Here is a 12694-nt window from a genome sequence, read left to right on the forward strand (position 1 = left end):
GGGGTGTGGTGCATCGCCGTCGGGGCGACCGCCTGCGTGGCCGTGCTGATCACGATCCGCGCGCTCGCCGACGAGACGCTCGCCCGCCGGGATGTCATGGAAGCGGTCGACGACCTGGAGGTACTCGTGGCGGGTGGTGAGCTTGCGAGCGATGCCCCGCTCCCAGCCGTCGATCAGCGCCAGGGAGAAGATCCACGCCATGGCCGCACCCCAGGCGGCCGGGAGCAGGGCACGCCAGGGCAGGCGGGCCGCCAGCGCGGGGCCCTGGGTGACGGTGGCGATCGCCACCAGGACGGCCGCCGGGGTGCCGGGGCCCAGATGCGGCTCCCAGGACGCCAGCAACGGTGGCCAGTCGACGAACAGCGTCCGGCGGGTGTCCTCGATGTGGCGGCCGACCGATACGGACACCGTCACGAGCAGCACGGCGGCCCCGGCGGCGTACAGGTCGCGGCGCAGGCCTCGGGACGGCGGGGCGGAGGGCGGAGTGCGGATCACACCGGCACGCTAGGCCGCGCGGCCGGTCGCGGACCCCCGACCGGGCCCGACGTCAGCGTTTCGTCATGGGTCGCGCCCCCTCCCGCGGGCTGCTCGCGGCCTACCGTCGGCTCATGCGAGACGAACCACGCGCTCCACGGCTCCCCACGTCCCCCGGCTTCTGGCGCAGCCCCCTGCGCGGCCCCCGGTTCACCTCGGTACTGGGTCTGGTGCTGCTCGCCGGCATCACCGTGCTGTTCGTGACGGGCCTGCTCTCGTACGCCGCCTACAACCCGGACCTGTCGCCGGTCAACGACAAGACCCCGGACAAGGGGATCCTCGGCCTCTACCTCTTTGCCTGGCCGACGAACCCGCACTGGCTGTACCGGCTGAACCAGGGCGTCCACGTCACCCTCGGCATCACCCTGATCCCCGTCCTGCTCGCCAAGCTGTGGTCCGTCGTGCCGAGGCTGTTCGCCCTGCCCCCGGCCCGCTCGCTCGCGCACGCCCTGGAGCGGATCTCGCTGCTCCTGCTGGTCGGCGGCGGGCTGTTCGAGTTCGTGACCGGTGTCCTCAACGTCCAGCTCGACTACGTCTTCCCGGGCTCGTTCTACCCCCTGCACTTCTACGGCGCCTGGGTGTTCTTCGCCGCGTTCGTGGCCCACGCGCTGCTGAAGACGCCCACGGCACTGCGCAATCTGCGGCGGCTGCGGGAGGAGAGGGACGACCTGGTGTCCCCGCGTCCCGCCGAGCCGACGGTCTCCCGGCGGGGCGCCCTGTGGTTCGTCGGGGGCGGTTCCCTGCTGCTGTTCGCCACGACCGTCGGGCAGAACTTCGGTGGCCCGCTGCGGCGCACCGCCCTCCTCGCCCCGCACGGCGGCGCCGAACCCGGCAGCGGCCCCAACGGCTTCCAGATCAACAAGACCGCCGCGTACGCCGGTATCGACACGGCGGAAACGGCCGGGGACGCGTGGCGGCTCGTCGTCACGGGGCCCGCGGGCACGGTCCGGCTCAGCCGTGCGGAGCTGGCCGGGCTCCCGCTGCACAGCGCGGCGTTGCCCATCGCCTGCGTGGAGGGCTGGTCGACGCCGGATCAGTGGTGGCGCGGAGTGCGCCTGCGCGACCTGGCGGCCCTCGCCGGGTACGAGGACGACCCGCCGGACGTGTTCGTCGAGTCCCTCCAGCGGCGCGGCGCCTTCCGGAAGGCCGCCCTGCGCGCCAACCAGGTGGCCGACCCGCGTTCCCTGCTCGCCCTGTACGTCAACGGCGAGGAGCTCTCCCCCGACCACGGCTACCCGGCGCGGATCATCGTGCCCGCGGCGCCCGGTGTGCTGAACACCAAGTGGGTGGCCCGGATGACGTTCGGAGACCTGTGATGCGCGCACCCCGGCTCCCGGTCGGCAGCCCCTTCCACCTTCTCCTGCTCGCCTGCTCGTTCGCCCTCGCCGCCTACGCGGGAGTACGGCTGCTCGCCGACGACTGGTTCGGCGTGGCGCTGTGGGTCGTGGGCGCGGCGCTGCTGCACGACCTCGTGCTGCTGCCGCTCTACGCTGCGGCGGACCGGGCCCTGGTACGGGGCCTGGGTGCGGTCCGCCGCCGGGAGTGGGTCCTGTACGCGCGCGTACCGGCGGCCCTGTCCGGCCTGCTGCTCCTCGTGTGGTTCCCCCTGATCAGCGGCATGGTGGCGGACCGCTACCGGTCCGCCACCGGCCTGCCGCCGGATGTGTTCCTCGCGCGCTGGTTGCTGATCACCGCGGTCCTCTTCGCCGGCTCGGCGCTGCTGCTGGTGGTGCGGCTGCTGCGACTGCGCAGGGCGGCGAAGTGCCGTCCGCCGGCCGTCCACTGACCGGCCCGCTTCCAGGCCCGCGCGTGTCCGAGCAGCGCGCGGGTGCCGAGCCGCGCCCAGGGGAAGGGGTCGCCGGCGGTGGCCCGGGTGTCGGTGATGCGGACCCGCACGCGTTCGTCGACGTCCGCGGGGGCGGTCTCGGCGATCAGCAGACCGCCGGGGCGCAGGAGCCCGGCCATCCGCTCCAGCAGGACGCGCGGGTCACCCCCGATGCCGATGTTGCCGTCCATGAGCAGCACGGTGTCCCAGCGGCCCTCGCCGGGCAGCGGCTCGAACACCGAGCGCCGCAGCGCCTGGCCGCCGAGCCGCACGGTGTGCTCCACCGCGGCCTCGCTCACATCGATGCCGAGGGCGACCCGGCCCCGGGCGGCCAGTTCGGCCACGAGCCGCCCGGGCCCGCACCCCACGTCCAGCACGGCCCCCTCACACCGGTCCAGCACGTCCCGGTCGACCGCGTCGGCGCGGGCGCACCAGCGCTCCACCTCCAGCGGAAGCAGCCAGCCGTCCGTACGCCGCAGGAACAGGGGGCCGCGACCGGCGCGCAGGGCGGCGTCGTAGGGGTCGGCGGCGGCCCAGGCCAGGGCGGTGGCGGGTGGGGCGCTCATCGGGGACCGGCCGGACGCGAGACCTGCTCGGCGACCGGCACCCCGGACGCCGAACAGCGGGCCAGCCGGGCCGCGAAGCGCCCCCGCGGGGCGAGTGCCGCGACGGCGTGGGCGTCGGCCGCGGTGTCGACGTCGCGCAGCGGCGGCAGGTCGCACACCTGCAGTCCCGCGGCGACCAGCCGCTCCCGCTGCACGGCGCCCGTCACCGGCGTCGACATGGGCACGCCCCGCAGCAGAGCGGGGTCCGGACACGCCAGCCCGAGGGCCCAGAAGCCGCCGTCCTGCGCCGGGCCGAACCAGGCGTCGCAGCCGGCGAAGTCCACGGTGAGCAGCTCCGGGGTCACTTGCGGGGTGTCCATGCCGATGAGCAGGGCGGGGCCGGTGCAGCCCGCGAAGGCCTCCGCCAGCCGTTCGTCGAGACCGCCCGCGCACTGCGCCACGACGTCGAAACCCGGCGGCAGCCAGGGGCCGGGGGCACCGTCGAGCACCAGGACGCGCCGGGAGGCGGGCGCCGCGGCCACGGCGTGCAGCGTGTCCGCGAGGGACGCTTCGGCAAGTTCGGCTGCCTCCTCGGGCGTGAACGGCGGCGTGAGCCGCGTCTTCACCCGGCCCGGTCGCGGCTCCTTGGCGATGACGAGGAGTGTGGTCAACGGACGTTTCCCCCTTCGTGCGCGGGGGTTTCGGCCAGCACACGGCTCATGTCCCGTACGGCCTGCCACGTACCGCGCCACGTACCCGTCACCTTCGAGGCCCCGGCACGCGGCAGGTACGGCACGTCGTGCTCGGCGATCCGCCACCCCTCGTCGGCCGCGCGGACGACCATCTGGAGCGGATAGCCGCTGCGCCGGTCGCTCAGGCCGAGGGCGAGCAGCGCCTCCCGGCGGGCGGCGCGCAGGGGGCCGAGGTCGTGCAGGCGCAGCCCGGTGCGGCGACGCAGCATCCGGGCGAGTGCCAGATTGCCGGCCCGGGCGTGCGGCGGCCACGCGCCCCGCCCCTGCGGGCGCCGCCGCCCGAGCACCAGGTCGGCACCGCCGTCGCGCACTTCACGCACGAAGGGGGCCAGGAGTCCCGGGTCGAGGGAGGCGTCGCAGTCGCAGAAGCACACCACGTCGGCGGTGGCGGCCGTCAGTCCGGCGTGGCAGGCCGCGCCGAAGCCCCGACGCGGCTCGTGCACCACGGTCGCGCCCCAAGCGTGGGCGATGCCGGCCGAGCCGTCCGTGGAACCGTTGTCGACGACGAGCGCGCGCCAGCCCGGCGGAATCCGTTCGAGCACCCAGGGAAGGGCCTCGGCCTCGTTCAGGCAGGGCAGCACCACGTCGACGTCCGGAGGTGTCATCGTCACGGCTTCACCCTACGAACGCGAATCGGGCATTCCGGGCAGTCGCTCCTTACGAAACGCGGACGTCGGGAGGCCAGGGCGGTGCCCGGACCCCACCGGCGGCCCCGTGGTGCCAGGCTGGGGGCATGCAGCAGCAGCCGTACGAGCCCCCCGGGACCGCGGGCGGGGCCCCCAGGATCCTCGTCGTCGACGACGATCCGACCGTCGCAGAGGTCGTCGCCGGATACCTGGACCGCGCCGGATACGCCGTCGACCGGGCCGACGACGGCCCGACCGCCCTCACCAGCGCCGCCGCGCGCCGGCCGGACCTGGTCGTGCTCGACCTGATGCTGCCCGGTATGGACGGTCTGGAGGTGTGCCGGCGGATCCGCGGCCAGGGCCCCGTGCCCGTCATCATGCTCACCGCCCGCGGTGACGAGGACGACCGCATCCTGGGCCTGGAGGTCGGGGCCGACGACTACGTCACCAAGCCCTTCAGCCCTCGCGAACTCGTCCTGCGCGTCGAGTCGGTGCTGCGGCGCAGCCGCCCCGCGGCCACGGGGGGCCGGTTGGCAGCGGCCGGTCTGACCGTCGAGCCGACGGCCCGCCGGGCCACCAAGAACGGCACCGAACTCGCCCTCACCCTCCGCGAGTTCGACCTCCTCTCCTTCTTCCTGCGGCACCCGGGGCGGGCCTTCGGCCGCGAGGACCTGATGCGTGAGGTGTGGGGGTGGGACTTCGGTGACCTGTCGACCGTCACGGTCCACGTGCGCCGCCTGCGCGGCAAGGTCGAGGACGACCCGGCCCGGCCCCGGCTGATCCAGACCGTCTGGGGCGTGGGCTACCGTTTCGAACCCGGTGAGGGGGACGACCGGCCGTGAGCGACAACCTCCTGATCGCCCTGTACGCCTTCGCCGGTGCCGCCGCGACGGGGCTGACCGGGGCGGGTGTACTGCGCCTGATCCGCCGCCGCTCGCTGACCGTCTCGCTCGCGGTGGTGGCGGCGGTCGGCGTCGTCGCGATGCTCGCCGGCACGCTCGCCGTCGCCTGGGCGATGTTCCTGTCGGCGCACGACCTGACCGTCGTCACCACCGTCGTCGCCATGGCGGCCGTCGTCTCCCTGGCCACCGCCCTGCTGCTGGGCCGCTGGGTCGTCGCCAGCAGCCGTGAACTCGCCGTGGCCGCGCGCTCCTTCGGTGACGGCGGGGACTTCGCCGCGCCCGACGGGCCCGCCACCGCCGAACTCGCCGCGGTGAGCCGCGAGCTGGCGGCCACCAGCGCCAGACTCGCCGAGTCCCGGGAGCGGGAACGCGCCCTGGAGGCCTCCCGCCGGGAACTCGTCGCCTGGATCTCGCACGACCTGCGGACCCCGCTGGCCGGTCTGCGCGCCATGTCGGAAGCCCTGGAGGACGGCGTCGCCGCCGATCCCGCCCGCTACCTCCGGCAGATGCGGACCGAGGTCGAACGCCTCAACGACATGGTCGGCGACCTCTTCGAGCTCTCCCGCATCCACGCCGGGGCCCTGGCCCTGACCCCAACCCGGATCTCCCTGTACGACCTGGTCGGCGACGCCCTCGCCGGCGTCGACCCCCTCGCCCGTGCGCACGGGGTGCGGCTGGTTGGCGGCCGTGTCGAGCCGGTGCCGGTGGAGGTGGACGGCAAGGAGATGAGCCGAGTGCTGGGCAACCTGCTGGTCAACGCGATCCGCCGGACCCCGGCCGACGGCACGGTCGCGATCGCCGCCGAGCGTTCCCCAGAGGGTGTCGTCCTGTCGGTGACGGACGGCTGCGGCGGCATCCCCGAGGAGGACCTGCCGCGCGTCTTCGACACCGGCTGGCGCGGCACCCACGCCAGGACGCCCCCGGCTGGGGCGGGCCTCGGCCTCGCCATCGTGCGCGGCATCGTGGAGGCCCACCAGGGCCGGGCCGACGTACGCAACATCCCCGGGGGCTGCCGCTTCGAGGTGGTCCTGCCCGCGGCCGCTTCGTGACCCCGGACAGGCGCCGCCCCGCGCCCCCGGGCCACGCTCCGGCCACCGCGACCGCGACCGCGGCCCCGACCGGCGGGCCGGCGCCCGTGGGCACCTCGCTGTCGCCTCGGCCTCGGCGACGGCGGCGCGGCTCGACTGGCGGGCTGGTGCCCGCGGGACGGGAGCAGTGGCGCGAGGCCCTGGCTTCCGCGTAGGCCATCCCGGCTTGGCCCTGATCGGCGGAGCGGTGCCAAGCCCGCGGGAGCCGCGCCGTGAGCGCCACGGGTGGGCGCCTTGCCGACGCGCCGCCTCCGCGGTCCGGCCGTCGGGCCGCGTCACCGGCGGGCGGGCCGGGTGTTCGGGTCGCTCCCGCGGGCTCGGTGGGGTCGGCAGTCGGTCGGTGTGGCCGTGGCGGCCACCGCCGCGGTGTGCGGTGTGGTTCCGCGCCACGGTGTGGTTCCGCGCCGCGGTCTTCGCCGCGACCGGCGGCGTCGGCGGCCATGGGTGCGATCGGTCTCTACGGCGACCGGTCTCTACGGCGACCGGCGTCGTGGGCGCCACGGGCGCCAGCCGTTACTCATCCGGGCCCGCCGCCGAGGCGCCCCGCATCCCCGCCCGCGCGAACTCCGTCATGCCCTCCTCGAAGCCGACAGCCGGCTTCCACCCCAACTCCGCCCGCAGCCGCGAGGAGTCCGCGGTGATGTGGCGGACGTCCCCGAGCCGGTACTCACCCGTGACGACCGGCTCGGGCCCGCCGTAAGCGGCGGCCAGCGCCCGCGCCATCGCGCCGACGGTGTTCGGGGTACCGCTGCCGGTGTTGTACACGGTGAGCGCCCCCGGGGCGACCGCCGCCTCCAGCGCCACGGCGTTCGCCGCCGCCACGTCCCGGACGTGCACGAAGTCCCTGCGCTGACGGCCGTCCTCGAACACCCGCGGGGCCTCGCCCCGGGCGAGCGCCGAGCGGAAGAAGGAGGCGACACCGGCGTAGGGGGTGTCCCGGGGCATGCCCGGCCCGTACACGTTGTGATAGCGCAGTGACACCGCCGACCCGTCGGTGCAGCGGGCCCAGGCGGCGGCCAGATGCTCCTGGGCGAGCTTGGTCGACGCGTACACGTTCCGCGGATCGGCCGGGGCGTCCTCGCGGACCAGCCCGGGGGAGAGGTCCTCCCCGCAGACCGGGCACGGAGGCTCGAACCGGCCCGCGCCGAGCGCGGCCACGGCCCGCGGCCCGGGCCTCACCACCCCGTGCCGCGCACACGTGTACCGTCCCTCGCCGTAGACGACCATCGACCCGGCGAGCACCAGGGTCGGTACGCCCGCCTCCGCCATGGCCGCGAGCAGCACGGCCGTCCCCAGGTCGTTGTGTGCGACGTAGTCCGCCGCGTCGGCGACCCCGTCGCCGAGCCCGACCATCGCGGCCTGGTGGCACACGGCGTCCACACCGGCCAGGGCGCGGCCCACCGCCGCCGCGTCCCGCACGTCGGCCGCGGGATCCTCCCGCACGTCGAACACGATCGCCTCGTGCCCCCGCTCCCGCAGGGTGGCGACCACATGGGACCCGATGAACCCGGCACCGCCGGTGACCAGTACGCGCATACGGGCACGCTAAGCGCCGGCCGCCGCCGCCCCACGGGAGCGCGGCCGTACGTCATGACTCCGTAAGACAACCCCGAGCACCGCTGACCAGCGAGCCCGGAGCGGGGCGCCAGTTCTTACGCGACGGTGACGCCCGGCCGGGACCAGTGGTCCTTCCTCGTCACATTGGCCACTGTGATCACACCTGACACACCTGACACACCGACACATCTGACAGACGAACGGAAGGCCACCATGAACCAGGGACACAGGCGCAACCGGAAACGCCGTAACGCGATCGTCCTGGTCGCCGGGCTGGCCGCGGGCGGTGTCGGACTCACGCTGGTCAACATGCAGGCCAACGCGACCGACGCCCCGCGTGCCACCACCCGCGCGGCCTCACCCATCTCCTGCCCCTCCGTGGCCGACCGGCTGCCGGACGTGCCCCGGCAGGCGCGTGCGGAGGTCGATCGCAATCTGCGCCTGCTGGAACCGCAGATCACCGAGGCCGGAAACCGGCTGGCCGCCACGCGGGGCCAGGGCGGTGCGGACTTCGTGCGGAACGCCATCCTCGGCCCGCTCAAGGACAAGCGGACCGCCACCGTCGACCGCATCGCCATCGCGATCAGCCGCACGGGCGCACCCCGGCCGCAGGGCCTGGGCAACCTGGCCGCGTGCACGCTGGCCGGCGCAGGCCAGGGGCAACAGGGGCAGGGAGCGAGCCCGTCTCCGGCCGCCGGCAACGGCCCGGTGCCCGAGGACTTCGTGGACATCACCAAGGTCACCCCCAACGTGCCGGCCCCGCCACGCACCAACCGCAACGCCTCCAAGGGCGCCTTCAAGACCCGCTGCGGTGTCAACGCGGAAGGCCGGCACAACTCCGACAACGTGATCGTCGCTCCGGGGGTGGGCAACGGAGCCCACCACACCCACGACTACGTCGGCGCCATCGGCGTCGACGCCTTCACCACCGACGACACCCTCGCCGCGGCCCGCACCACGTGCACCAACGGCGACCGGTCGACCTACTACTGGCCGGTGCTGCGCGACCGCGGCGGAGTCGAGGAGGCGGACGCGGACAAGCCCGGCGGCGGAGCCGAGGGCAACGTCGGCAAGATCCTCACCCCCACGTCCGTGAGCCTCACCTTCGTCGGCAGTCCCACCACCAAGGTGGTCGCCATGCCGCGCTTCCTGCGCATCATCACCGGTGACGCGAAGGCCAACGCGAACGGCGGCGCCAACGCCAACGCGGCCTGGTCGTGCACCGGCTTCGAGAACCGCGTCCAGCTCAAGGACAAGTACCCGATCTGCCCGGCCGGCAGCGAGCTGGTCCGCACCGAGCGCTTCCAGAGCTGCTGGGACGGCAGGAACACCGACAGCGCCAACCACCGCAGCCATGTCGCCTTCGCCGACGCCCGGGGCAGGTGCCCGGCCGGATTCAAGGCGGTCCCGCAGCTCGTTCAGCGCCTCACCTACAGCGGTCTGGCCGGCAGCAGGGCCTTCGCGGTGGACAGCTTCCCCGAGTCGCTGCACAAGCCCATCACCGACCACGGGGACTTCATCAACGCGATGCCCCAGCGGCTGATGAAGCAGGCCGTCGGCTGCATCAACTCCGGCCGCCGCTGCGGCTGAGTCCGCTGAGTCCGTGTCTCACAGCAGCTTCTCGAGCCAGTGGTGGGCATAGGCTCGTCGTTGAAAGCGGGTACCTCGGTGTACCCGCTGTCGCGGCAGAGACGCATGGCCGCCTCCAGGGCCTTGTTGGTGTCGAGCCGCACCCGGTCCCTGCCGTGCCGGGCGGCGCGGGCCTCCAGTCCGGACTCCAGTCCGGACAGCAGACGCCGGGCCAGGCCGAGACCTCCGGACCGCGGGGAGACCCATAACCGCTTGATCTCCGCGGGCGCCCCGGCCGGCAGCTCGAGCCCGGCGCAGCCCACCGGCTCGCCGCGCGACCGGGCGACGACGAACAGGCCGCGCGGCGCCCGCGGTTCGTCCGGGTCGGGCAGCAGGCCGCGGCCGGTCTCAGGCGTCGCGGGGCCCGAACCCGATCTCCTTCGCCGTGGTGATCCGGGCGCCCATGTTGCGCTCCATCATCTCCAGGGCCGCCGTCGCCAGGTGCGGATGGATGGAGGCGACGGCGTCCTTCGGCACCGTCACCTGCAGATGGCGGATGTGCGCGTCCAGCGCGGAGTAGAGGACACACTGTTCGGTGACCTGGCCGGTCAGGACCACGTGCCCGACGCCCAGGCTCCACAGGAGGTAGGACAGGGGCGTCTCGAAGAAGACCGAGTGGCGTGCCTTCACGACGAAGAGCGACCGGTCGTCGGGCCGGATCGGCTCGATCAGGTGGGCGTGCGGCTGGGACAGGGCCGCGTCCAGCAGCTCCCCGTGGTGCGAGCGCCACCGTCCGAAGTTGTCGTTCACGTAGATCACGGGAACGTCCGCCTCGCGGGCCCGCCCGAGCAGCTCGGTCAGGACGGGCACGATCCCTTCCACGGACGGCACGAGGAGCTCGGCGTCCTCGTGGTCGTAGGTGTTGATCATGTCGATCACGATCAGAGCCGACCGCGCCGGGTCCGCGTCTGGTTCCATGCCCTCCACCGCGGCCCCCGTGCTGTCACTCATGGGGTGCGGTGACCTGTGGCGAAGGTGGACGTCGGAGCATCGGATCTCCCGAGTGGAGCGGGTGGTGCGGGTTCCGGGATGTGCTGCTGAGTACCCGGGGGTGAGGCGGGTCTAACAACCCGCTCGGGTGTCGGTCACATGAAGCCGCGCTCATGCCACCTGAGGACTGCCGGCGTGCGCAGGTGCGCTGAGAGCCTGCTCCAGCACGGTGATGTCCGGGACGTCCTTCGGCCGTCGGAGCCGGCGCTTGTAGGCGAGCACGTGCCGAAGCCGGACGAAGCGGATTCCGGCGACCACGTCGGCCTCGTCGATCAGGTCGTCCGTAGAGACATCCGGTGGGAACCAGACGCTGAACACTTCTATTCTGCCGCCCCAGAAGGCAGCCACAGGGTCTCCACCGATCTTGGAGACACCGAGGTCACCGTCCCCGCAGGCCTTCTGCCAAGCAGGCCCCCGGGCGACGATATCGAGGTCCCCGAGCGACCTCCTGAGTCCATGCGCCAGCATGGGGCCGCTCCCGAACACCGCGCAGTGATCCGGGTCGAGTTCCAGTGACAGCAAACGCTGCACCAATGGATGTGCCCGGATGTGCGTCTGCTTGGCTGCGTCGCTCATCGGATCTGCCCGCCTCTCGCCTCTGGGTGCATCCGGATCGGGTCGCCCGAGACGACTCTGTCCTGCTGACCTGCGGTGGCATATCCGAGCGGCTACTCAAGCCTGGTGCGGCCGGGTACTCACGGGCAGTCGGCGGCACAGCCGGCGGCGATGGCGGCCCGCCGGAAACCCGCAGGGCGGGCGGGCCGACCGACGCTCTTGCACCGTGGCCACAACGCGGTTCCGCACCTGCGCACTTGTCCTCCGAGGCGGCCATCGCGCGCCTTATGATGCCCAGGGGGGCCGTGATTCATCATCCGGTCCGCGTATCGGGAGTCTTCTCGGAGTCATGGGGGCAACGTGGAGGACTGGGGGCCACTCGTTCCCGCGGTCGCGCAAGTGTGGCCGAAGGCAGCGGAGTTCGTGCACGGCGCCGACCTCGAACGCTTGGCGTCACATGTTCTGACGGCGTTGAGGGCGCTGGACGCCGTACAGCACGACTCCGCCACCGGCGGCACGGAGGAGACGCCGGCGCCCGAGACGTATGAGGCCATCAACTCGGCGGCGCGCGAAGTGGCCCGGGCATTCGAGACCCACGCTCCGCTCGGAGCCATGCTGGCTGCCGAGTTCGACGCCCTTGCGGCCCGCCAGGAGCGGTTCGGCCCCGCCGCCCCACCGCCGCACTGGGTCGCTTGGCAGCGTTCACTGCTGGTTCCGGTGCTGTACGCCACGGACCGCGCGCTCGACCAGAAGCGGACCGGCTTCGGTGCGGGGCGCGGTGAACTGACCTACGGGGAAGCCCGGGTGGGAATCCCCGACGATCACCGTATGGGCGCCGCGGAGAAATCCCGTGTGTGGAGGCTGCGCTTCCGTGACGATCCGGCCAGGGTCGCGACACTCGGCGCCGTGGCGACGTCCACCGCCCAGGAGTTCACCGAGCTGACCCGCAAACGGCTCGCGGAGTGCGAGGTGAACCAGGCACTGCTGTTCGTCCACGGCTACAACGTCACGTTCCGCGACGCCGCGATCCGCGCGGCCCAGATCGCCTACGACCTGAACTTCACCGGTGTCCCCCTGCTCTACAGCTGGCCGTCGAAAGGCACGGTCGGTGGCTACGTCGCGGACGAGAACTCCGTCAGCCGCGCTGTGCCGTACTTCCAGGAATTCCTGCGCCTGATTCTGACCGGGACGAACGTGAGCGAGGTGCATGTGCTGGCCCACAGCATGGGTAACCGGCTGCTCACCGAAGCGCTCGCCGACTTCGACACCACGAGCCTGCCCGAGGACTCCGGCCGGCTCGGCCAGGTGGTCTTCGCCGCGCCCGACGTCGACGCCGAGGTGTTCCGCCGGCGCCTGCCCCGCATCGCCCGTCAGGCGGCCGGTTGCACCCTCTACGCATCGTCCGTCGACCGTGCCCTGGCCGCCTCCCGCACCCTGGCGGCCGCACCGCGCGCCGGTCAGGCCGGCGCCGGAATCGTCGTGGCCCCGGGGCTCGACACCGTCGACGCCGGCGCTCTCGACACCGGACTGATGGGCCACTCGTACGTGGGCGACCACACGTCCGTCCTCGCCGACGTCTACGGCCTGCTGCGGCAGGCCCTCCCGCCGTCCCGGCGCTTCGGGCTGGTGTCCGTGCCGCACGCCGACGGCTCCTACTGGTCCTTCCAGCCGCAGAAGTGACGCCTGCCGAC

At 73.4% G+C, this 12694-nt stretch carries 11 protein-coding genes and 3 pseudogenes; 6 read left to right on the forward strand and 8 right to left on the reverse strand.

The window, feature by feature from the left end; genetic code table 11:
- Positions 1 to 495, reverse strand: a pseudogene (locus C1J00_RS26250) (hypothetical protein); the annotation flags it as partial.
- A 113-nt stretch (positions 496 to 608) separates the two neighbouring features.
- Here C1J00_RS26250 and C1J00_RS26255 point away from each other — a divergent pair.
- Entirely contained in the window at positions 609 to 1850 is a 1242-nt protein-coding gene (locus tag C1J00_RS26255; protein ID WP_180989710.1) for a molybdopterin-dependent oxidoreductase, read from the forward strand.
- Positions 1850 to 2320: a hypothetical protein gene (locus C1J00_RS48345; protein ID WP_439333436.1), complete on the forward strand. Its 471-nt coding sequence runs from the start codon at positions 1850 to 1852 to the stop codon at positions 2318 to 2320. Before C1J00_RS26255 ends, C1J00_RS48345 begins: the two co-directional genes overlap by 1 nt.
- A 167-nt stretch (positions 2321 to 2487) precedes the next feature.
- Here C1J00_RS48345 and C1J00_RS48350 read toward each other — a convergent pair.
- From C1J00_RS48350 to C1J00_RS26275, 3 genes and pseudogenes are all read right to left on the reverse strand, one after another.
- A pseudogene (locus C1J00_RS48350) lies at positions 2488 to 2925 on the reverse strand (class I SAM-dependent methyltransferase); the annotation flags it as partial.
- Positions 2922 to 3575 (reverse strand): TIGR04282 family arsenosugar biosynthesis glycosyltransferase, encoded by a 654-nt coding sequence (locus tag C1J00_RS26270; RefSeq protein WP_102911514.1) that lies wholly within the window; start codon positions 3573 to 3575, stop codon positions 2922 to 2924. The gene C1J00_RS26270 and the pseudogene C1J00_RS48350, both read right to left, overlap by 4 nt.
- Positions 3572 to 4261: a glycosyltransferase family 2 protein gene (locus C1J00_RS26275; protein ID WP_102911515.1), complete on the reverse strand. Its 690-nt coding sequence runs from the start codon at positions 4259 to 4261 to the stop codon at positions 3572 to 3574. The genes C1J00_RS26270 and C1J00_RS26275 overlap by 4 nt, the downstream gene beginning before the upstream one ends.
- Positions 4262 to 4389: 128 nt before the next feature.
- Here C1J00_RS26275 and C1J00_RS26280 point away from each other — a divergent pair, with 128 nt between their 5' ends.
- Positions 4390 to 5124 (forward strand): response regulator transcription factor, encoded by a 735-nt coding sequence (locus C1J00_RS26280; protein ID WP_102911516.1) that lies wholly within the window; start codon positions 4390 to 4392, stop codon positions 5122 to 5124.
- Positions 5121 to 6233, forward strand: a complete 1113-nt coding sequence (locus C1J00_RS26285) for a sensor histidine kinase (protein ID WP_102911517.1) — start codon at positions 5121 to 5123, stop codon at positions 6231 to 6233. Before C1J00_RS26280 ends, C1J00_RS26285 begins: the two co-directional genes overlap by 4 nt.
- Positions 6234 to 6785: 552 nt before the next feature.
- Here the strand turns inward: C1J00_RS26285 and C1J00_RS26290 are convergent.
- Positions 6786 to 7808, reverse strand: coding sequence for an NAD-dependent epimerase/dehydratase family protein (locus C1J00_RS26290; RefSeq protein WP_102911518.1), 1023 nt, complete (start codon positions 7806 to 7808; stop codon positions 6786 to 6788).
- 234 nt (positions 7809 to 8042) lie between these two features.
- On the opposite strand from C1J00_RS26290, the gene C1J00_RS26295 reads away from it, so the two are divergent.
- Complete coding sequence (locus C1J00_RS26295; RefSeq protein WP_102911519.1) at positions 8043 to 9419, forward strand: DUF1996 domain-containing protein; 1377 nt, start codon at positions 8043 to 8045, stop codon at positions 9417 to 9419.
- An 18-nt stretch (positions 9420 to 9437) separates the two neighbouring features.
- Here C1J00_RS26295 and C1J00_RS26300 read toward each other — a convergent pair.
- The 3 genes and pseudogenes from C1J00_RS26300 to C1J00_RS26310 form a co-directional block, all read right to left on the reverse strand.
- Positions 9438 to 9793: pseudogene (locus tag C1J00_RS26300) on the reverse strand (GNAT family N-acetyltransferase); the annotation flags it as partial.
- 13 nt (positions 9794 to 9806) lie between these two features.
- A complete protein-coding gene (locus tag C1J00_RS26305) occupies positions 9807 to 10376 on the reverse strand; it encodes a cysteine hydrolase family protein (RefSeq protein WP_102911522.1) in 570 nt (189 codons plus the stop codon).
- Positions 10377 to 10559: 183 nt separating this feature from the next.
- Positions 10560 to 11024 (reverse strand): hypothetical protein, encoded by a 465-nt coding sequence (locus C1J00_RS26310; RefSeq protein WP_102911520.1) that lies wholly within the window; start codon positions 11022 to 11024, stop codon positions 10560 to 10562.
- A gap of 378 nt (positions 11025 to 11402) precedes the next feature.
- Between C1J00_RS26310 and C1J00_RS26315 the strand changes: the two genes are divergently transcribed.
- Positions 11403 to 12683: an alpha/beta hydrolase gene (locus C1J00_RS26315; protein ID WP_102911521.1), complete on the forward strand. Its 1281-nt coding sequence runs from the start codon at positions 11403 to 11405 to the stop codon at positions 12681 to 12683.
- Positions 12684 to 12694: the final 11 nt, after the last annotated feature.

This window comes from Streptomyces cahuitamycinicus (genome assembly GCF_002891435.1).
GTDB classification, from domain to species: Bacteria; Actinomycetota; Actinomycetes; order Streptomycetales; family Streptomycetaceae; genus Streptomyces; species Streptomyces cahuitamycinicus.